Raw genomic sequence first — 20805 nt, 5'->3', positions numbered from 1 at the left:
AAACCTTAAATCCCCGCAGCGATCACGCAGGGTATATACTGGTCCAAACATGCGCGATTGCGCACGAATTGGAGGTTCCACGAATGACCGAGACAGCGACCCGCAAACGCGCACGTGGGGGTGGCGGCGCAGCCCGCCGGGCAGAACGCACCGCAGTCCGTATCGAAAGCGCCAAGTTCATCGAACGCAATATCCCCTTGTTCGAAGTACTGACCGAAGAAGCGCTGGAAATCATCGAATACAACGCCGAGACCCTGCTCGAAGAGGTCGGCGTGAATTTCCCCGAGAACCCCAAGGCGCTGGAGCGCTGGCGTGATGCTGGTGCCGACGTTCAGGGCGAGCGCGTGCGTATTCCCCGTGGTCTGGCCCGCAAGCTCTGCGAAACCGCACCGTCGAGCTACACCCAACACGCGCGCAACCCCGAACGGAACGTGGAAATTGGCGGCAAGAACCTTGTTCTGGCGCCTGTCTACGGTCCGCCCTTCGTGCGTGACCTCGAAGGTGGGCGCCGCTACGCGACCATGGATGACTTCCGCAATTTCGTGAAGCTTGGCTACATGTCCAAATGGCTGCACCATTCGGGCGGAACGGTTTGCGAACCCACCGATGTGCCCGTGAACAAGCGTCACCTCGACATGCTGATGGCGCACATGACCCTGTCGGACAAGCCGTACATGGGCTCTGTGACCGAACCCAGCCGTGCGCGCGACTCGGTTGAAATGTCGGAAATCCTGTTCGGCAAAGAGTTCGTGCAAAATAACGCGGTTATGACGTCGCTCATCAACATCAACTCGCCGATGACCTTCGATGACGTGATGATGGGTGCGCTGGAGGTCTATGCCGAAGCTGGTCAGGGCTGCATCATTTCGCCGTTCATTGTGGGCGGTGCGATGGCGCCTGTTTCGGTGGCTGGCACGCTGACACAGGTTCTGGCAGAGGTTCTGGCCGGCATCGCCTACAGCCAGTTGATCCGTCAGGGCGCCCCTGTGATCTTTGGTACTTTTGTGTCGTCGATCGACATGAACTCTGGTGCACCGACCTTCGGTACTCCCGAAGCGAGCCTGATCCTGTATGGTGCAGGCCAGTTGGCGCGCCGTCTGGGTCTGCCGTTCCGTTCGGGTGGTAGCCTTTGTGGCTCCAAGCTGCCTGATGCGCAGGCTGCATATGAAACCGCGAACACCCTGAACGCAGCCCTGATGGGTGGCGTAAACTTTATGCTGCACTCGTGCGGCTGGCTCGAAGGCGGTCTGGTGTCATCTTACGAGAAGTTCGTAATGGACGCCGACCAGCTTGGCGTGCTGCACCGCATCGCCGAGGGCGTGAAGTTCGACGAGAACGCCCAAGCGATGGACGCTATTCGCGAAGTCGGCCCGGGTGGTCACTATTTGGGATGTGCCCACACACAGGCGAACTTCAAAGACGCCTTCTGGCGCACCAATGTTCTGGACTACAAGCCCTTCGAGACATGGTACGAAGAAGGCGCGCGTGACACCCAGACGCTCGCCAGCATCAAGGTCAAGAAGATGCTGTCCGACTATCAGCAGCCCGCGCTGGACCCCGCCATCAACGAGGCATTGGCAGCATATGTGGCCGAAAAGAAAGCCTCCATGCCGGACGCTTTTACCTGATTTTCTTGTTGCGCGGCTTGCCACCGGGTGGCCTCGGATCGTAATGCAATCAGAACCTCTACATGACGGGCAGCGCGATATTCCGCGTTGCCCGTTTTGCGTTGGGTCTCCAACTCTTGTTCTTGAATCAGCAACAATCGGAGAATTTTTTGAATACAATCAGGAGCGATCTGGCCCAGAATGCGCGACAAGTGATGATCACGGTGATACATCGCTCCCCCTGCTTTTGCAGCAGACATCAGGAGTTTCGGGCGCTTTAGGTTCTGCAATTCTGCCATGAGTTCAGTCATTTCAATGCTCTCCGCTTGCTTTCTTGCAGACCATCACAGCACGACTTCCGAGGTGTTGCGTGACCGTACGGAGCAGCGCACGGTGGCTTAGTTATTGTTTTCAATACGGAAACAAAAATGACTTTCGCAAAGGATTTTTAACGCATCGGTAACAGCTGTTCCCATACGTTAACCATGATCCCGCAGCCAGGTTGCCCTGTGCTCCCGACGAGAAAATGAGGTTTGATATGCAGTCGTCGCGTTCGTCCGGCTCTCTGGTAAATACGCTGCCCCAATGGGTGCCAAGCGGCGCAAAGCGCTATCTGGCACACACCGAAGAGGGGGTGTCGATCCGCGAATTGGCGCGAGCGGCAGGCTGCCATGCCTCGACCGTCTTGCGTCAGGTGCAGAAGGTCGAAACGCGGCGCGAGGATCCTCTGGTTGACGAAGTGCTCTTGCAGTTGGGCCATGCTCTGTCCGGCGCGACAGTGCAACATCAACAGGAGGACACTGCCATGTCCCAAGCCAGCTATCAGCCTTCCGTCCAACCCGATCCGGATATGCTTCGTACCGAGGGCAAGCGCCTGCTTCGGCACCTAGCAGAGCCGGGGGCCGTTCTGGCCGTCGCCGAGGGTATGGAAAAGGCCGTCGTGGTGCGTAGCTTCGCAAACGAGACCAAAAACACCGCCGTCACTGATCGCGGCATTGCGCGCGCCGTCGCTCTAAAGAACTGGGTGGAATGTATCGATCCAGGTCGGATCTCGAAATACCGCATTACGCCCGAAGGTCGCGCAGCGCTCAAGTGCATGATCGCAGAGGATGAAAACCGCGCCAGTGGATTTGCCGAGGCTCAGACTCCGTTTGCTCTGCAACCCACAGCCCGGGTCCAGTCTGGTGTAGAAGCCGAGGACAGCCGCCGTATGCGGTTCACAAGCTACGAGACGCCGCTCGCTGTTCTAGCACGGCGCAGGGACAAGGATGGGACTCCTTTCCTCGAGGATGTGCTTGTCCGCGCCGGGGAGCGCCTTCGTGAAGATTTCGAGTTGGCGCAGATGGGGCAGGAAACAGCAGAAAACTGGCAGGACATTCTGACGGGTGCGAATATGGCCCCTTATCAAGGGGATGACATGGTGGGCTACAGCCCGTCAGCCGCACGGCGCCGCGTCGCAGAGGCACTTCGGGATCTGGGGCCAGGCCTTGGCGATGTCGTTCTACGGTGCTGCTGTATGCTCGAAGGGCTTGAAAATGCGGAAAAACAGCTCGGTTGGTCCGCACGGTCTGGCAAGATTGTGCTTCGGATCGCGCTCTTTCGGCTCAAGCGCTATTACGAGCGGATCGAGGGCGTCGGGGGGCAGATGATCGGTTAACCGCCCACCATCCAACCCACACCATATGCCACCCCCGCACAAAGCGCGCCGACGAGAACGGTTTCTCCAATGGCCTGCGGGGCGGCATCTTCGGTGACTCGCCAGCGAAGCAGCCCCAAAGCCACCAGCGCGACAATCGTGGTGGTCGCGGACCAACCCAGAGTCGCGTCGCTGGTGTCCCCCAAAAAATAGGGCAGCAAGGGCAGGGCGCCGAACAAGACGAATGCCCCGAAGGTCACCAGACCACTTTTCCACGGACTTTCTCCGTCTGGATCGGTCATCCCATGCGCGAACATCATCGCAAGCTCTGCCATGACGTCGGGATGTTCAGATAGTCCAGTGCCGATCTCACGTGCACGTGCATTTGGAATGCCGCGGTCGGTTAAGAATTGTTCAACAGCGTTGGCGGCGCGCCGGCCGCCTTTGTGCAAATCGGCTGCAATGGTGCCGCGGCGCGTCCGGTACATTGCGTTCCGCGAGCGCAGGGATAGAAATTCGCCGAGTCCCATGCTCACTGCGTCGGCAAACAGATTTGCGAGCCCGAAAACCAACACAGCAATTCCGCCGATTTGCGCCGTGCCCTCGGCCTGAGCGCCCGCGAAACCGGCGACAATAGCGAATGTGGTCACGATGCCATCGTTCCCCCCAAAGACGATCTGCTTCAGGAAGTCGCGCATATGGGCGATTCCTTTGCTCTCTTCCGAGTCAGACGTGTTTTGCATGCTGGGCCCTTCCTGGCTGCGTTTGCAGCTTACCCCCCCAAGCCGATGTCGCAAGATCGCAGCGGCGCATCATTGCCGCACCCGCAGCGCTGCGTTTCTCTGGAACACCCATCTGGATTGCGATAATCCGAAACTATGAGAATTACCCTGAGACAGCTAGAATACTTCATCGCCCTTGCAGAGCGTCGCCACTTCGGTCAGGCGGCGGCGATTGTGAACATCAGCCAGCCTGCTCTCTCGGTCCAGATCAAAGAGCTTGAGGCAACCCTCGGCGGCCCATTGGTCGAACGTCACGCCAGAGATGTGACGCTGACACCTTTCGGGCGTTTGGCCCTTGAGCAGGCACGCGACGTCGTTGCCAAGGTGCGTATGCTGGAACATTCGGCAAGGTGGCGCGATGGATTGGCTGGCAAGCTCTATATCGGCATGATCCCGACAGTTGCACCGTATCTTCTACCCATGGCGTTGGCGGACCTTAGGGCGCGCGATCTAAGTCTTGATGTTCAAGTCCAAGAAGCCAAAACAGAGCGTTTGCTCTACGCAATCCAGCAGGGGGAACTCGACGCTGCGGTGATTGCGCTGCCCGCAGACATTAACGGTCTGGTCGAGCGCCCACTCTTTGAGGACCGCTTCCTGCTTGCTGGCTCTCAGGCTCGGTTGAACGCGCTTGGCAAGAATCTGGAAGAGCTGCGGCCGGTCTCTCTTGACCCCGATCAACTTCTTCTTCTCGAGGACGGCCATTGTCTCACCGATCAAGCGCTCGAAGTTTGCGGTCGCTCCAACCACCAAATCAATATGGGAGCGTCGTCCCTCGCGACACTGTCCAGAATGGTGGCGGCCGGATTCGGCCTGACGCTGCTTCCAGAAATCGCTGCCATTACGGAAAGCCGCGCGGCCCCCGACATGGCCCTCTCGCGCTTTCATGGCCCAGAGCCAAACAGGACAATCGGCCTTGTGCGCCGCAATGTGGCAGGCGATGACGGTTGGTTCACCGAACTCGGCGATATCCTGACCCGCGTGGGCGAAGAATTGGTCCAAGACGCCCGCGCAGCGTTCTAGGCTTCTTTTTGCTTTAAATACTCAAACGCCCTGCGCTCCGATCAGGAGCGCAGGGCGCAAACGATACTAATCAGGAACGCCGATTACTCAGCTGCGACGGGCTTCGACGCGTTTTCCAGATAGGCCAGCAGGGTCTCGGGCGAGCTCTCGCCATACGGATCCTCGCCAAAGTTATCACAACGGCCGGGCTCTTCGAACCATGCCTCAACGACGCCGTCCTTGACGACTGCCGCATAACGCCACGAACGCATGCCGAAGCCAAGGTTCTCTTTGGCGACCAGCATGCCGATCTTGCGGGTGAATTCGCCCGAGCCATCGGGGATGACTTTGACGTTCTTGATCTCTTGCATCTGGGCCCACTTGTTCATGACAAAGCTGTCATTCACGGACATGCAGTAGATCTCGTCGACACCCAGGTCCTGGAACTTGGCAAAGTTATCTTCAAAGCCTGGCAACTGGTAGGTCGAGCAAGTGGGTGTGAACGCGCCGGGCAGCGAGAACAGGATCACGCGCTTGCCAGAAAAGTAGTCAGCGGTGGTCTTGTCTTCCCAGCGGAAGGGGTTGGGGCCGCCAACAGCTTCGTCGCGGACGCGGGTGTGGAAGGTGACTTCGGGCAGACGGATGCCAGGCTTCATGTCGAACTCTCCGTAGAGGTGGGGAAGGGAATGCTGCGACGCAGTGCTGCGCCTGCAGCAAGAAATAGAATCGTTCCAAAACAGGTGCAATGGCCCGAGCCATGTTTTCTGACCGCACGCCAGTTCTGGCGCAAAAGCCGCAGGTTATGCCCGTTTGTTTGGCGCGGATCGCCTTAAAAACAAGCGTGCCAAGTGACCTATTCCTCCAGTGCAAACGCGCAATGCGCCGCACGCAAACCACGTGCACAGAACTGGAACTTTGGGCAAACACACCCTAAAGTAGGACAACGCAACAAAACCCCGTCTGGAGTCACCCCGTGCGAGACCTCAAGATCCCCAGCCAGCGCCACCCCGAAAAGGCGCACCGCCCTGACAACGCTCAGCCCAAGAAGCCAGAGTGGATCCGCGTCAAGGCACCCACGAGCGAGGGATACCGCGAGACCCATAAAATCATGCGCGACCATGGTCTGGTCACCGTATGCGAAGAGGCGGGCTGCCCCAATGTCGGCGAATGCTGGTCTCAGGGCCACGCGACCATGATGATCATGGGCGACATCTGTACCCGCGGTTGTTCGTTCTGCAACATTGCGACCGGGCGTCCCGATGCGCTGGACGTGTTCGAACCGGGCCGCGTCGCAGATGCGGTACAAAAGCTGGGGCTCAACCACGTGGTCATCACCTCGGTGGACCGTGACGATTTGAATGACGGCGGGGCAGAGCATTTTGCCCAGACCATCCGCGCCGTGCGCCACCGCAGCCCGACAACCACCATCGAAATCCTGACGCCTGACTTCCTGAAATGTGATCCGTCGGTGCTGGAGGCGGTCGTGGCCGCGAAACCGGATGTGTTCAACCACAACCTTGAAACCGTGCCCGGCCAGTATCCGACCGTGCGCCCCGGCGCGCGGTACTTCCACTCGCTGCGTCTGCTTCAGCGGGTCAAAGAGATTGACCCGACCATCTTTACCAAGTCGGGCATCATGGTCGGCCTTGGTGAAACCAACGAACAGGTCCGTCAGGTCATGGATGACATGCGCGCTGCCGATGTGGATTTCCTGACCATCGGCCAGTACCTGCAACCCACGCCTAAGCACCACAAGGTTGATCGTTTTGTCACCCCCGAGGAGTTCGCAGCCTATGAGAAAGCTGCATGGGCCAAGAACTTCCTGATGGTGTCAGCCACGCCGCTGACACGTTCCAGCTACCATGCGGGCGACGATTTCGCGCGCCTGCGCGAGAACCGTCTGAAGAAATTGGCCGAGGCCTGATTGTTCAGATAGTCGATCTAGAACGGGGCACTTCTGGCGCCCCGTTTTTCGTTGGCGCGCCCGCTCACGTCATTGTCAGAAGCGCGGCACGCCGCCCCGCAGGTTGCCGTTCGTGGTCAGCCACTCGGGCCAGCCCCAGAAAAACTCGATCCCTACGATGATCAGGCACAGGGCGATGACGCCAAGCACCAGTTTGACCCGCTGTGGCGAGGGTGGGTTGCGCACCCACTGGGACATTCGGATGAGCCAGAAAAGGTTCATTCGGGGAACCTGACCTTGCCGATATACCCTAGGTTCCGGTTGCGCTGCGCGTAGTCGATCCCGTAGCCCACAACAAATTCGTCTGGAATTTCAAAACCAATATAGTCTGCCTTGAAATCCACCTCGCGCCGCGAGGGTTTATCCAAAAGAGCGATTGTTTTTAGTCGCTTGGGCTTGCGTGATTTCAGCAGGGAAATCACGTGCGACAGGGTGTAGCCCGTGTCCACAATATCCTCGACCACCAGAACATCGCGCCCTTCGATCTGGCCGCGCAGATCCTTTAGAATGCGGACTTCCCGCGAGCTGACCATCTCGTTGCCATAGGAACTGACCTCCATGAAATCGACCTCGACCGGCAGGTCCAACTCGCGGGCAAGGTCCGCGATGAACACGAAGCTGCCGCGCAACAGACCGATAACGACGACCTGTTCGGTGTCTGCGTATTCCTGTGAAATTTCCTTGGCCAGCTCTTCGATCCGGGCCGCAATCGCCTTGGCCGAGATCATTTCATCGATGACATATGGACGCGACACAGGAGATCCCCCTTGAAGTTTCGGGCGTATACTACGAAATGCTGCACCACTGTCACGAATTATCCTTGGTGCTATGCCGACCCATTCTGAAAACCGCTTTATGCCGTACACCGCCCAACAGATGTATGATCTGGTGGCGGATGTGAACAGCTATCCCAAGTTCCTGCCGTGGTGTGCCGCTGCCCGTGTGCGCAAGACCACCGAACAGGGCGAGGCGACCGTCATGGACGCCGATCTGGTGATCAGTTTCAAAGTGTTCCGCGAACGGTTCGGCAGCCGCGTGACCCTGTGGCCGAACGACAAGAAGATCGACACCGAATATCTTGATGGTCCCTTCAAGTACATGAAGTCCAACTGGTCGTTCACAGATGTCGAAGGGGGCTGCGAAGTGGCGTTCTTTGTCGATTTCGAATTCAAGAACGCCATGCTTCAGCGGATCATCGGCCTAGTGTTCAACGAAGCGATGCAGCGGATTGTGCGCGCGTTTCTGGAACGCGCGAATACCCTCTACGGCGCAGACAGCAAGAGCGCGAGTGCGTGATCCCGCGCCGCGGCACGAACCATGTCGCGGCCCAAGGCACCGAACTCAATCGTCTCGGTATGAAGATATCCAGCCTCGGTCGCGATGCCGAAACAGACGCGTCCTTCGGGCTTGTGGTCTGACCCGCCGGGGCCGGCAATTCCTGTGATGCTGACAGCCACCTGCGCAGCGGAATTTGCCAGCGCGCCAGCGGCCATTTCCCGTGCAACCTCTTCGGATACAGCGCCCACAGATTCTAGAGTTTCGGCCTTAACCCCCAGCATCTGCTGTTTCGCCAGATTGGTGTAGGTGACAAAGCCACGCTCGACCACTGCGCTAGAGCCCGCGATGTCGGTCAGGGCGGCGCTGACCATGCCGCCCGTGCAGCTTTCGGCGGTGGCGATCATGCGCCCCTCCGCCTTGTAGCGGTCCAGAATTTCGACGGCCAAGCTCATACGCCAAGCAACCCGTGGCTGATCCCTGCGCCGATCATAACACAGATCGCCGCGATGATCCCTGCGAAAACGTCGTCCAGCATCACGCCAAGCGCATCGCCGCGACGGTCTGCCCAACCAACGGGCCCGGGCTTCCAAATGTCGAACAGACGAAAGCCGACGAAAGCCACAACCCAGCCCGGCCAAAGGGCCAGCATGTCCGCGCCCGCATGGGTCGCGCCCAATGACACAGGCAGCAGAGCAATCCACTGGCCCGCCACTTCGTCGATCACGATCTCGCTGGGGTCATGGTTGTCGCTGCCCTTGGTCACCGCGGCCGTCGCCCACCAGCCGATGATGAACACCGCGACAGTGGCAATGGCGAACCCGTAGAAGCCCACGGTTTCATGCAGCACATACCCGACGGGCAGGGCGGCCAGAGACCCCCATGTGCCCGGTGCCTTGGGCAGGTTTCCGACGCCAAAGAAGGTTGCGATAAACTTGCTCATAGCTTCACCAATGTTGCTGTTGCGATAGAGGCGATGCCCTCTTCACGGCCCGTGAAACCCAGACGTTCGCTGGTGGTCGCCTTGACCGAGATGCGGTCTTTGGCGATGCCCATGATCGCCGACAGGGCCTCCATCATGGCATCCGCGTGGGGGCCGACCTTGGGGCGCTCGCAGATCAGGGTGCAATCGACGTTGCTGATGGTGAACCCTTTGGATGTCGCCAGATCTACCGCGTGTTTCAGGAATATCTCTGACGCGGCGCCCTTCCACTGCGGGTCCGACGGGGGGAAGTGCCGGCCGATGTCGCCCTCGGCCAAAGCGCCATAGATCGCGTCGGTGATGGCGTGCATGCCCACATCCGCGTCTGAATGGCCCTTGAGCGCCTTGGTGTGCGGCACCTTCACGCCGCAGAGGATGACGTGATCGCCCTCTTCGAATGCGTGCACGTCGTAGCCATTGCCTAGTCTGATATCCATACCTGTCTCCAACAGTCGCGCCGCGCGGGCAAAGTCCTGCGGGTGCGTAATCTTGAAATTATCTTCGGACCCTGCGGTGATCGCGACGGTCATGCCTGCCGCGCGGGCGACCTCTACGTCATCGGCGGCGTCCTGTCCGTGCGTGCGATGGGCGTTCAGGATCGCATCATAGTGAAACCCTTGGGGCGTCTGCGCGCGATATAGCCCGTCTCGGGGCTGCGTTCCGTTCACATTCCCGTCTGCGCCGATCCACAGGGCATCAACGACGGGCAGGGCGGGTGCAGCTCCCTGATGGGTGTCGAGCGCCGCGATCACGTCGTCGATCACTTGATCGGTCAGACCGGGGCGCGCGATGTCGTGGATCAGCACCTTGGTCACGCCCTTGCCCGCCAGAGCCTCTAGCCCGTTCACCACCGAATCCCGACGGCTTGCGCCCCCAGTGACACAGGTCCAGCCCAAGCCTTGGGCAAACTCCAGATCGTCGGCGTGCACGACCACAACCACATGGGCCACGTCCGGATGCTGGGTCAGCGTCGCGACACTGTATTCGCCCACCAGACGCGCGCCCAAAGACCGCCATTGCTTGGGAATATCGCCGCCTGCGCGGGTGCCGCGGCCTGCGGCGACAATGACTGCTGCTGTGGTCATAGCCCTCGTCCTGTAATTCCCGCCCTGCTTAGGCTGTCCAAACAGCGCTGGCAATCCACCCCTCGGTTGTGATTAAAAAATGTGCGTTCGCTCAATTGCGGGCGCTAAATCAGCACCGTGCCGTTGAAAGAAAGGCGCATGCTGGGTAACACATTATCAATTGCACAAGGATTAATCATTTGTCCATTCGCGTGGCAAACCTCTCGATCGAGCCTCCAGTTCTCTTGGCCCCCTTGGCGGGGATCACCGATTTGCCCTTCCGCAATCTGGTGTCGCGCTTTGGCGCCGGACTGGTGGTCAGTGAAATGGTCGCCAGCCAAGAGATGATCCAGTCCAAGCCCGGTGTGCGGGCCAAGGCTGAGTTAGGGCTTGGTGTAGACAGGACCAGTGTGCAGATCGCGGGCAAGGACGCCTACTGGATGGCCGAGGCTGCAAAGCGGGTGGCCGGTGATGGTGCGCGTGTCATCGACATCAATATGGGGTGCCCCGCCAAAAAGGTGACCAACGGCTATTCCGGCTCGGCTTTGATGCGCGATCTGGATCATGCACTGACCTTGATCGAGGCTGTGGTGGCCGCCGTGGATGTGCCGGTGACGCTGAAGTGTCGCCTTGGTTGGGATGATGACTGCCTGAACGCACCGGAATTGGCGCAGCGCGCCGAAGCAGCGGGCGTGCAGATGATGACCATTCATGGCCGCACCCGCTGTCAGTTTTACAAAGGGTCTGCCGATTGGGCTGCGATTGCCAACGTCAAACAGGCGGTCAGCATTCCAGTCATAGCAAATGGCGATATCGTGGATGCGGACACAGCCCGTATGGCGCTGGATCAGTCCGGCGCAGACGGGGTCATGATCGGACGCGGCGCACAGGGACGCCCTTGGGTGCTGGCAGAAGTCGCACATGACCTCTTTGGGACCCCCGCACCGGACATCCCCGAGGGGCAGGCGCTCGTGGATATGGTCGCCGGACATTATGACGAAATGCTTTCTTTTTATGGCGGCGAGCTTGGTCTCAAGGTCGCGCGCAAACATTTGGGCTGGTATATGGACAACGCACAAACGAACGCCGCAACACGGCGTCGCATCCTGACGGCAAAAGAGCCGTCCGCTGTTTTCGAGCATCTGGAAGAGGCGCTGCTGAACCCGTTGGGAGAGGCCGCATGACCCTCGATACCCTGTGGAACTCCTTGCCGGTGCCCGGCCTCTTGGTCGACGAAGAGAGCAAGATTTGTGATATGAACCCCGCCGCCGAGGGGTTCCTGAACCACTCGACCCGTTCGATGATCGGCTATCCGGTGTTCGACGTTCTGGCCGTGGACGCGCCGATCGAAGAAGCGTTCGGGCGCGCCCGCAAAGACAACTCGGTCCTGATCGTCAACGATGTGGATGTCGGGACGGGCGACCGCGCGCCCTTGCAGTGCACGTTGCAGATCGCGCCGCTGATCGGATCGCCGGGCAAGTTTCTGTTCCTGCTGTCGACTCGCGAGTTTGCGGGCCGGATCACTCAAGGACAAACCGTTAAGTCTGCGGCGAAATCCGCGATTGGCATGGCGCAAATGCTGGCGCACGAGATTAAGAACCCGCTCGCGGGGATTGCAGGTGCGGCACAGCTTTTGTCCATGAGCCTGCCCAAGCAGGACTTGGAACTGACCGATCTAATTGTGGGTGAGACCCGCAGGATCGCTGCGCTCTTGGATCAGGTCGAACAGTTCGGCAACCAGCGCCCGCCCAAACTGGCGGCGGTGAACCTACACGACATTCTGGACCGTGCGCGCCGGTCGGCCATCCTTGGCTTTGGCGCGAACATGACCTTTGTCGAGGATTTCGACCCCTCGCTGCCCGAAGCGTGGGTGGATGCGGACCAATTGCTTCAGGTGGTCCTGAACCTGCTCAAGAACGCGTCCCAAGCGGCGGGGAACGGCGGCGGCACCATCAAGATGCGGACCTATTACGAGTATTCCCTGCGTTTGCGCCGAAAGGACGGAGGCGGCAAAGCTCTGCCCCTACAGATCGAGATTCAGGATGACGGCCCCGGTCTGCCGCCGGAAATCGCCGATGATGTGTTCGATCCTTTCGTCTCGGGTCGGGAGAACGGGACTGGACTGGGGCTCGCCTTGGTCAGCAAGATTATCTCGGAACATGACGGCTGGATTTCGGTGGACTCGGTCCCCGGCAAAACAACTTTTCGCATTTCGCTGCCTCAGGTGCCCCGTGCGGTGCGCCAAGAGATGAAGGCAGCCCAAGAGCAGAATTCGAAGTAAGGAGAACGGGTTATGGACGGAACTGTATTGGTCGCAGATGATGATCGCACCATTCGCACGGTGTTGACCCAAGCCTTGACCCGCGCAGGCTGCAAAGTCCACGCGACCAGTTCGTTGACCACGCTGATGCGTTGGGTCAGCGAGGGCAAGGGCGACGTGGTGATCAGCGACGTGATGATGCCGGACGGCAATGGTCTGGAGATGCTGCCGAAGATTGGCGAAGAGCGTCCGAACCTGCCTGTTATCGTGATCTCGGCCCAGAATACCATCATGACCGCCATTCAGGCCGCTGAGGCCAAGGCCTATGACTACCTGCCCAAGCCGTTCGATCTGCCCGACCTGATGAAGCGCACCGCGCGCGCACTGGAAAGCAGCGCCCGCAGCACACCTCGGGCCACCGAAGAGCCAGAGCGTCCCGACGAGTTGCCCTTGGTGGGGCGTACCCCCGCGATGCAGGCGCTCTATCGTCTGGTTGCGCGGGTCATGAACACCGAACTTCCGGTCCTGATTTCTGGGGAAAGTGGGTCCGGTAAGTCTCTGATCGCGAAGGCTATTCACGACTTCAGTGATCGCCGCACGCTGCCGTTCGTGACCGTGAATTCCAACGATCTGGAAACGTTGGAGGGTCCGGCTCAGGCGCTGGCCAAAGCGCGCGGCGGCTCGCTTTTGTTCGACGAGGTCGGTGATCTGAGCGCCGAGGCGCAGGCCCGCGTGGTCCGGATGCTCGATAGCCTGACCGACAACGCGCCACGGATTATGGCGACCAGCCAGACCGATCTGACCAACAGGATGGAGGGCGGCGAGTTCCGTCAGGATCTGTTCTATCGTCTTGGCGGTGTCTCGATTCAGGTTCCCGCTTTGCGCGAGCGTGTGGATGACATCCCGCTGCTGGCCGCGCACTTCCTCATGAAGTCCGAGCAAGAGGGCGCCCCCGCACGCCAATTGTCTGATGAAGCAGAGAAAATGGTGCGCGCCTATAGTTGGCCGGGCAACGTCCGCCAGCTGGAAAATGCAATGAAGCGTCTGGTGGTCACCTCTCGCGAACCCAGCATTACCCAGACCGAGGTTGAATCTGTGCTCGGCAATCAGCCCAGCATCGAACCGATGGTGAGTGGCGCCCCCCAAGAGAAGCTCTCGGCTTCGGTCGCGCGCCATCTGCGTCGGTATTTCGATCTCCATGGCGGCGTGTTGCCGCCTCCCGGGCTTTATCAGCGAATCTTGCACGAGATAGAGCTGCCCCTGATCGAAATCGCCCTCGATGCAACCGGTGGAAATCAGGCCAAATGCGCGGATCTACTGGGAATTAACCGAAATACCCTCAGGAAAAAGATCACAGATCTCGATATTCAGGTGACACGGCGCCGCAAGTTGATGTAAATACGCAACAGTAGGATGGCTTTTGGGGCGCACCCCGGTCATCCTACCACGATATTGCGTCGGTGGCCGTTTTGGCCCCCATCACTAGAGGTAGACCCGTGGCAACAGGGGCACAGCGGCTTGGCCGCTCTCTGACTTGGGACCGCATCAATCGGTTGCGGGCCCAACGAAAGTTCCAGAACATTGCGACGCTCGGGTTGGTGATCCTCGGGCCGATGCTTGCTTTGGCGACGTTTCTTGTACTGGGTCCCTTGGACCAAGGGATGTCTTCTGCGCATCTGCGCGGCATTCTTCTTGCTGATTTTGTCTACGTGCTGCTGGTGGCTGCGCTCGTGTTGGGGCGTGTGGCCCAGATGATCGCGGCGCGGCGCGCCCGCTCTGCGGGATCGCGTTTGCACCTGCGACTGACCGGTGTTTTTGTGATGCTGGCGCTGGTGCCCACGGTCTGCGTTGCGGTTTTCGCGACGCTCACAGTGAATTTTGGCCTCGAGGGATGGTTTTCCGATCGCGTTCAACGGGTTTTGGGAACCTCGCTCGCAGCGGCTCAGGCTTACGAACAAGAGCATCGTCAGGATTTGTCCGAAGATGCGCGGGTTCTGGCCAGTTACCTCGAGGTAAACCGCCGCGTTGCGGGCTATCTGACCGACGGCGATGTTCGCCGTTTTCTGGCCGAGGGTCAAAGCAAGATTCAGCGCGGGTTGACCGAAGCCTTTGTCATCAATTCGAGCGGAGAGATCAAAGCCCGCGGCGAGGGATCGTATCTGTTCAACTATGAAATGCCGTCGGTCGAGCAAATTCAGTCCGCGCGAGACAACGGGATTGAGGTCATCAAAGACTGGGATCGGGACGAGTTCCGTGCGCTGGTTGATTTGCCCGGGTTTATCGACCGCTTCCTATATGTGAGCCGCCAAGTAGATGGGGATATCTTGCGGCTGTTGGATGACACACAACAAACGGTAAAGCTCTACCAACAGCTAGAGAATGATCGCGGGCGGCTTCTGTTCGAATTCGGGCTTTTGTACCTTGGATTCGCGTTGATCCTCATCCTCGCTGCGATCTGGTTGGGCTTGTATTTCGCAGAGCGATTGGCGCGCCCGATCGGGCGGCTTGCCGGCGCTGCGCAGCGCGTGGGCTCTGGGGATCTGAACATTCAGGTGCGCGAGGAAAAGGGCGATGACGAGATCGCCATGCTTGGCCGCTACTTTAACCAGATGACGCGGCAACTGAAGGTCCAGCGGGATACATTGCTGGACAACACCGACCAAATCGAGCGTCGGCGCCGACTGTTTGACTCGATCCTCAGCTCGGTCACCTCTGCGGTGGTGGCGCTGGATACCGATGGCAAGATCACCTTGGCGAACCGGTCCGCGGTGGCTTTGTTGGGACTGGAGGGCGACGAGGAAGGGCAGCCCATGGGGCTCATCGCGCCAGAGTTCTTGCCGGTGTTCAAACGTCTGAGCGAAGATCCCAGCGACAGTGTCCAAGAACAGGTCCGTTTGACCCGTGACGGCCGCACTGAAACGCTTTTGGTACGGATGTCGGCGCGGATGAACCACGAGGAGCTGCTCGAAGGCTACGTGCTTGCATTTGACGACGTGAGCGATCTGGTCTCGGCGCAGCGGATGGCGGCATGGGGGGATGTGGCGCGCCGTATTGCCCACGAGATCAAGAACCCGCTCACGCCGATCCGCCTGTCCGCCGAGCGCATCCGGCGCAAGTTCGCAAAGGCCGCAGGCGAGGATGTGGACAAGCTGGAGCAACTGACCGACGTTATCGTTCGCCAAACCGAGGATTTGCGCCGCATTGTCGACGAGTTCTCGAAGTTTGCCCGTATGCCGCAGCCCCAGCGCAGGCCCGTTGATTTGACCAAAATCCTACGCGATGCCGTGGTGCTGCAGGACGTAGGCCAGGCAGATGTTAAATTCAAAACGAGTATCCCGGCAGACCCCGTAACGTCTTTGCTCGACGAGACGATGATTTCTCAGGCACTGATCAACTTGATCAAGAATGCCGGAGAAGCCATTGAATCTAGATTGGAAAAGGGCGATGACTGCGACTTTTCCCCCGAGATCAGGGTCGCGATGAAATGCGATGGCGCGCGCGCACGTATCACGATTTCCGACAACGGCATCGGATTGCCCGAGGATCGTGCGCGCTTGTTTGAACCCTATGTGACCACCCGCGACAAGGGCACCGGCCTGGGCCTCCCTATCGTGAAGAAAATTATCGAGGAACACGGCGGACTTCTGAGCCTGGAAGACGCTGCTGCCTTCTCTCCCGGAGCACATCGCGGCGCGCGCGCCGAAATTGTGCTGCCGCTGGAGGAAGGAAAACCACAAAAAAACGAGGCTTCTGAATAAGATGAGCGACATTCTTATCGTAGATGACGAGCGCGATATCCGCGAGTTGATCGGAGATATTCTCGAGGATGAGGGCTATGCCGTGCGTCTCGCCGGTTCGTCAGATGAATGCATGCAGCAGCTGAACTCTGCGCCGCCTGCGTTGATGATCCTCGATATCTGGCTGAAGGACAGCCAGATGGATGGCATCGATATTCTGAAGGTCGTCAAGCGCGATAATCCGGGCATTCCGGTGGTGATCATCTCAGGGCACGGGAATATCGAGATCGCGGTCGCGGCAATCAAGCAGGGCGCCTACGATTTCATTGAAAAGCCCTTTAACATCGACCAGTTGCTGGTGGTGATCCGCCGTGCGATGGAAACCAGCCTATTGCGCCGCGAAAACCAAAGCCTGAAGCGGGTCGATCAGAAGCCTCTGGTGATGGTTGGCGAGAGCGCAGCGTTCCGCGGGCTGGTGGGTCAGCTTGACAAGGTCACACGTTCGAACGGGCGGGTTTTGTTGACCGGACCTGCGGGCAGCGGGAAAGAGGTCGCTGCACGCTACATTCATCAAAATTCGAACCGTGCGACGGCGCCTTTTGTGACTGTGAGCTGTGCATCGATCCAACCGGACCAGATGGAAACAGTCCTGTTCGGGCGCGAAAGCGGCGAGCGTGGTGTGGAAAAGGGGATGCTCGAGCAAGCAGACGGCGGCGTGCTGTATCTGGACGAAGTGGCCGACATGCCCTTGGGCACCCAGTCCAAGATGCTGCGCGTGTTGGTGGATCAAACATTCCAGCGGGTCGGCGGGACAGATAAAGTGCGCGTCGATTTACGTGTGATCTCTTCGACGGGTCGCGATCTGAAGAGCGAGATTGCCGGAGGTCGGTTCCGCGAAGAACTGTATCACCGTCTGAATGTGGTGCCCGTTGCTGTGCCTGCGCTGTCTGAACGCCGCGAGGATTTACCCTTGCTGGTGTCCTATTTCATCGAGGAATTGAACAGCCAGCAGGGTTTGCCGAAGCGGACGCTTAGCGATGAGGCCATCGCTGTTCTGCAATCTCATATTTGGCCTGGAAACGTTCGGCAGCTGCGCAACTTGATCGAGCGTGTCCTGATCTTGGGCGACGGGGATGGGCCCATTAGTGCGGCCGAAGTCTCTGGTTCTGACAGCCCTGATACGGGCGGCGGGGATCGCGTGGTCCTGTCCGGTGCCTTGGCGGCGCTGCCGCTCCGCGAGGCCCGCGAAGCCTTTGAACGTGAATATTTGCTGACCCAGATCAACCGATTTGGCGGAAACATCAGCCGCACGGCGCAGTTTGTCGGGATGGAACGCAGCGCACTGCACAGAAAACTGAAGTCTCTGGGCATCGGAGCCAAAGGGACGACCAAAAACGGCGAGGGCGAAGAAGAGTGATCGAGGCCCCGATTGACGCGCCTGCGACAACCTGCCAAGGAAAAAGCCTAAGAGCAGGAGGCTTGCGGCAATGAAAGTGATCATCTGCGGGGCAGGTCAGGTCGGTTGGCAAATTGCCCGTCACCTGTCCAGTGAGCTGAATGATGTGACGGTGGTGGACAGCAATCCAGAATTGGTACGCCGCGCGACGGATTCGCTTGATGTTCAAGGGATTGCGGGGTTTGCCAGCTATCCAGACGTGCTGGAACGGGCAGGGGCGCGGGACGCGGACATGATTATCGCCGCGACCTATTCGGACGAGGTGAACATGGTCACCTGTCAGGTGGCGCACTCTGTCTTTGACATCCCGCGCAAGATCGCGCGTCTGCGGGCGCAAAGCTACCTGACTGCAATCTACTCGGATCTGTATCGCCGTGAACATCTGCCCATTGATGTGGTGATCAGCCCTGAACGCGAAGTGGCAGCAGCAGCGCTCCAGCGATTGTCTGCGCCAGAAACCTTTGACACCGAAGTGTTTTTCGATGGCCGCGCACGGCTCTTGGGGATTGTCACCGACGAAGATTGCCCTGTGCTGAATACGCCGCTGCGGCAGCTGACCGATCTGTTTTCGACCCTGCGGGCGACGGTGGTGGGCATACGGCGCGAAGGCTCTCTCTATGCGCCCGAGGCTGGCGATCAGATTTTTGCCGGTGACCAGATCTACGTGTTTACCTGCGAAGACGATGTGAACCGCTGCATGGAGATCTTTGGCAAGAAGCCCCGCAAACAAGAGCGCGTGGTGCTGGTTGGTGGAGGGAATGTCGGTCTGGCCGTGGCCAAAGAGCTGGAAAGCCAGAAGAACCGTGTGCGCCTAAAGGTCATCGAAAAGAACCGTAAAGTTGCGGAGAAAGCAGCTGACGCACTCGAGCGCACGATTGTTTTGCACGGTGACGGTCTGGATGCGGAGATCCTGCAAGAGGCCAATATCCAGCGCGCGGATGCGGTGCTGTGCGTCACAGACGACGACAAGACCAACATGCTGGCGGCGACCCGTGCGAAGTCTTTGGGGTGTCCCATGTCGATTGCACTCATTAACGATCCAACGCTGCTGCCGATGATCGAACCGCTGGGGATTGACGCTTTCATCAATCCGCGGGCCACCACGGTCAGCTCGATCCTGCGTCACATCCGCCACGGCCGCGTGCGGAACGTCTATTCGATTGGAGATGCCGAGGCAGAGGTGATCGAAGCGCAGGTTCTGTCGACCAGCCCATTGTCAGGAAATCCTGTTCGCGACATCGACTTCCCCGAAGGCGTTTTGCTGGGTGGTGTCATCCGAGGCGACAAGTACATTCGGCCCCGTGGGGCAACGGTGATCGAAGAAGGTGATATCGTCGCGCTCTTTGCCCTGACAAAAGACGTCTCCGAAGTCGAGCGCTTACTGCAAGTCTCGATCGACTACTTCTAAGCCATATGCTGCGCGCGCTCTCACACCTTCCGCTTCTTTTGCACCTATGCTTGATTGCAGGGCTGGCCATGTTTGTGCCTGCTGCCCACGCGCTGGTGGCCGAGGATTACCACGTCGCGCGCACCTTCTTTTACGCAGGGCTGCTGGTCTTTGTGATCAGCACGTTCATAGGCATTGCGATCTCGGGTCGGAGCCAAGCCTTCAGCCAGCGGGACCAGCTTTTGACGTTGGTTGTCTCCTATGTTTTCTTGCCCGTTATCCTCGCAATCCCGTTCCAAGAGGCGAGCCGCACTACGGGCTTTCTGAATGCGTACTTCGAGATGGTGTCGAGTTTCACGACTACAGGTGCGACGCTCTTTGATCAGTCCGAGGCAATCGCCCCCAGTCTGCATCTATGGCGCGCAATTGTCGGATGGCTTGGGGGGCTTCTGATCTGGGTGGTGGCCACAGCGACGCTCGCGCCGATGAACTTGGGTGGGTTCGAGATTACCGGCACGGGCACCTTGCATAGCGATCAATCCATCATCCATCGCGGCATGGGGCGTAAGTCCCAAGCAGGCCGCGTTTGGCAGGCGACCAGCACGTTGGCACCGCTCTACGCCGCGCTCACCTTGGCGCTCTGGGTTATGCTGTTGATCGCAGGCGACCGGCCGCTTGTCGCATTATGCCATGCCATGGGCACGCTTGCGACCTCTGGAATTTCTCCGATCACCGGAACCGAGAATAGCTCGAGCGGGGTGGTGGGCGAAGTGATGATCTTCCTCTTGCTGTTGCCTGCGATCACCCGCTTGGCATTCTCGAGAGAGATGTTGATCCAACCAGAGCGCATCCTGGTGAATCCAGAGTTCAAGGTCGGTCTTTTGTTGGTCGTGATCGTGCCTTCGATCCTGTTCTTGCGCCACTGGATCGGCGCGATCGAGGTGAACGAGCAAGACAACTGGTACGAGGGGATCAACGCGTTCTGGGGGGGAATGTTTACGGTGATGTCGTTTTTGACGACCACCGGCTACGAGTCTGTCCACTGGGAAGCCGCACGCGGCTGGTCTGGTTTGCCCGCGGCTGGCGTGGTTCTCATCGGTCTGGCGATCATCGGCGGGGGTGTTGCGACCACCACAGGCGGGGTCAAGCTTCTGCGCGTTTATACCCTGTACATGCATGGCCTGCGCGAGATGGAGAAGCTGGTGCACCCATCTTCGGTGCGTGCCATCGGGGGACCGGGACGGCGTATCCACCAGCGCGGGGCCTATCTGGCATGGCTGTTCTTCATGCTGTTTGCGCTCTCGATTGCAGCGATCATGGCGATGCTCACTGCGGTCGGTGTCACCTTCGAAGACGCAATGGTGCTCGCTGTCGCGGGCCTGTCGACCACCGGTCCTCTTGCCCATTCGGCAACCGAAGCGGGTTTTAGCTATGCGTCACTGGGGGGCGGTGCGAAGCTGATCTTGTGTTTTGCGATGGTTCTGGGCCGGTTAGAAGCGCTTGCACTTATCGCGGTGTTCAACCCAAATTTCTGGCGAAACTGAGACATCTTTGTCAAATTTCGGGGGCGGCGGGCAAATTCGGGCTGGAAACTCGGAATTTCCGTCTTCATACTGCATTGGCAGCAGGGGCACTCCCTTGAGGCAATGGCAAGAAT

General features: G+C 59.1%; 20 protein-coding genes. 12 read left to right on the top strand and 8 right to left on the bottom strand.

Annotated elements, in window-relative coordinates:
- Window positions 1-83 precede the first annotated feature (83 nt).
- A complete protein-coding gene (locus AB9K37_RS17900; RefSeq protein WP_369841301.1) occupies window positions 84-1628 on the top strand; it encodes a trimethylamine methyltransferase family protein in 1545 nt (514 codons plus the stop codon).
- Here AB9K37_RS17900 and AB9K37_RS17895 read toward each other — a convergent pair.
- Window positions 1538-1918, bottom strand: coding sequence for a DUF6477 family protein (locus AB9K37_RS17895; protein ID WP_369841299.1), 381 nt, complete (start codon window positions 1916-1918; stop codon window positions 1538-1540). The two genes, AB9K37_RS17900 and AB9K37_RS17895, sit on opposite strands and share 91 nt — an antisense overlap.
- Window positions 1919-2145: 227 nt before the next feature.
- Between AB9K37_RS17895 and AB9K37_RS17890 the strand changes: the two genes are divergently transcribed.
- A complete protein-coding gene (locus AB9K37_RS17890; protein WP_369841297.1) occupies window positions 2146-3264 on the top strand; it encodes a DUF6456 domain-containing protein in 1119 nt (372 codons plus the stop codon).
- Here AB9K37_RS17890 and AB9K37_RS17885 read toward each other — a convergent pair.
- Window positions 3261-3986, bottom strand: coding sequence for a VIT1/CCC1 transporter family protein (locus tag AB9K37_RS17885; protein WP_369841295.1), 726 nt, complete (start codon window positions 3984-3986; stop codon window positions 3261-3263). The two genes, AB9K37_RS17890 and AB9K37_RS17885, sit on opposite strands and share 4 nt — an antisense overlap.
- A gap of 135 nt (window positions 3987-4121) precedes the next feature.
- Here AB9K37_RS17885 and AB9K37_RS17880 point away from each other — a divergent pair, with 135 nt between their 5' ends.
- The gene (locus AB9K37_RS17880; protein ID WP_369841292.1) at window positions 4122-5045 is read left to right on the top strand and encodes a LysR substrate-binding domain-containing protein; all 924 of its coding nucleotides are present in this window, start codon (window positions 4122-4124) and stop codon (window positions 5043-5045) included.
- Window positions 5046-5128: 83 nt separating this feature from the next.
- Here the strand turns inward: AB9K37_RS17880 and AB9K37_RS17875 are convergent, their stop codons facing one another.
- The gene (locus tag AB9K37_RS17875) at window positions 5129-5680 is read right to left on the bottom strand and encodes a peroxiredoxin (protein WP_369841289.1); all 552 of its coding nucleotides are present in this window, start codon (window positions 5678-5680) and stop codon (window positions 5129-5131) included.
- Window positions 5681-5997: 317 nt separating this feature from the next.
- On the opposite strand from AB9K37_RS17875, the gene lipA reads away from it, so the two are divergent.
- Window positions 5998-6948: a lipoyl synthase gene (gene lipA, locus AB9K37_RS17870; RefSeq protein ID WP_369841287.1), complete on the top strand. Its 951-nt coding sequence runs from the start codon at window positions 5998-6000 to the stop codon at window positions 6946-6948.
- A 75-nt stretch (window positions 6949-7023) separates the two neighbouring features.
- On the opposite strand, the gene AB9K37_RS17865 is transcribed toward lipA, so the two are convergent.
- The gene (locus AB9K37_RS17865) at window positions 7024-7209 is read right to left on the bottom strand and encodes a hypothetical protein (protein WP_369841284.1); all 186 of its coding nucleotides are present in this window, start codon (window positions 7207-7209) and stop codon (window positions 7024-7026) included.
- On the bottom strand, window positions 7206-7715 hold the full coding sequence (hpt, locus tag AB9K37_RS17860) for a hypoxanthine phosphoribosyltransferase (RefSeq protein WP_072706705.1): 510 nt from the start codon (window positions 7713-7715) through the stop codon (window positions 7206-7208). The genes AB9K37_RS17865 and hpt overlap by 4 nt, the downstream gene beginning before the upstream one ends.
- A gap of 100 nt (window positions 7716-7815) precedes the next feature.
- Between hpt and AB9K37_RS17855 the strand changes: the two genes are divergently transcribed.
- Window positions 7816-8283, top strand: coding sequence for a type II toxin-antitoxin system RatA family toxin (locus AB9K37_RS17855; protein WP_072706501.1), 468 nt, complete (start codon window positions 7816-7818; stop codon window positions 8281-8283).
- Here AB9K37_RS17855 and AB9K37_RS17850 read toward each other — a convergent pair.
- From AB9K37_RS17850 to AB9K37_RS17840, 3 genes are read right to left on the bottom strand one after another with little or no spacing between them, the layout of a single operon-like run.
- Window positions 8250-8717 carry a CinA family protein gene (locus AB9K37_RS17850; protein WP_369841281.1) on the bottom strand — a complete coding sequence of 156 codons (468 nt, stop codon included), beginning with the start codon at window positions 8715-8717 and terminating at the stop codon, window positions 8250-8252. The genes AB9K37_RS17855 and AB9K37_RS17850 overlap by 34 nt on opposite strands.
- Window positions 8714-9205, bottom strand: a complete 492-nt coding sequence (locus AB9K37_RS17845) for a phosphatidylglycerophosphatase A (protein WP_369841279.1) — start codon at window positions 9203-9205, stop codon at window positions 8714-8716. Before AB9K37_RS17845 ends, AB9K37_RS17850 begins: the two co-directional genes overlap by 4 nt.
- Window positions 9202-10329, bottom strand: coding sequence for a bifunctional 2-C-methyl-D-erythritol 4-phosphate cytidylyltransferase/2-C-methyl-D-erythritol 2,4-cyclodiphosphate synthase (locus AB9K37_RS17840; protein ID WP_369841276.1), 1128 nt, complete (start codon window positions 10327-10329; stop codon window positions 9202-9204). The genes AB9K37_RS17845 and AB9K37_RS17840 overlap by 4 nt, the downstream gene beginning before the upstream one ends.
- Before the next feature lie 179 nt (window positions 10330-10508).
- On the opposite strand from AB9K37_RS17840, the gene dusB reads away from it, so the two are divergent.
- The 7 genes from dusB to AB9K37_RS17805 all read left to right on the top strand — a co-directional run bounded on the left by dusB (window position 10509) and on the right by AB9K37_RS17805 (window position 20692).
- Window positions 10509-11492, top strand: a complete 984-nt coding sequence (dusB, locus tag AB9K37_RS17835; protein WP_369841273.1) for a tRNA dihydrouridine synthase DusB — start codon at window positions 10509-10511, stop codon at window positions 11490-11492.
- Complete coding sequence (locus AB9K37_RS17830) at window positions 11489-12589, top strand: nitrogen regulation protein NR(II) (protein ID WP_369841270.1); 1101 nt, start codon at window positions 11489-11491, stop codon at window positions 12587-12589. Before dusB ends, AB9K37_RS17830 begins: the two co-directional genes overlap by 4 nt.
- A gap of 12 nt (window positions 12590-12601) precedes the next feature.
- Entirely contained in the window at window positions 12602-13966 is a 1365-nt protein-coding gene (locus AB9K37_RS17825) for a response regulator (RefSeq protein WP_369841267.1), read from the top strand.
- A gap of 215 nt (window positions 13967-14181) precedes the next feature.
- Complete coding sequence (locus AB9K37_RS17820) at window positions 14182-16326, top strand: ATP-binding protein (protein ID WP_369841481.1); 2145 nt, start codon at window positions 14182-14184, stop codon at window positions 16324-16326.
- Window position 16327: 1 nt separating this feature from the next.
- Window positions 16328-17722 carry a sigma-54-dependent transcriptional regulator gene (locus tag AB9K37_RS17815; RefSeq protein WP_369841264.1) on the top strand — a complete coding sequence of 465 codons (1395 nt, stop codon included), beginning with the start codon at window positions 16328-16330 and terminating at the stop codon, window positions 17720-17722.
- 70 nt (window positions 17723-17792) lie between these two features.
- Window positions 17793-19169 (top strand): Trk system potassium transporter TrkA, encoded by a 1377-nt coding sequence (trkA, locus tag AB9K37_RS17810; RefSeq protein ID WP_369841262.1) that lies wholly within the window; start codon window positions 17793-17795, stop codon window positions 19167-19169.
- Window positions 19170-19237: 68 nt separating this feature from the next.
- Window positions 19238-20692 (top strand): TrkH family potassium uptake protein, encoded by a 1455-nt coding sequence (locus AB9K37_RS17805; protein ID WP_369841259.1) that lies wholly within the window; start codon window positions 19238-19240, stop codon window positions 20690-20692.
- The last annotated feature ends 113 nt before the right edge of the window (window positions 20693-20805 follow it).

The organism is Donghicola sp. XS_ASV15, from assembly GCF_041224595.1.
GTDB lineage: Bacteria > Pseudomonadota > Alphaproteobacteria > Rhodobacterales > Rhodobacteraceae > Donghicola.
The sequence above is the reverse complement of the archived record's forward strand: the minus strand, read 5'-3'. Positions and strand labels throughout refer to the sequence as shown.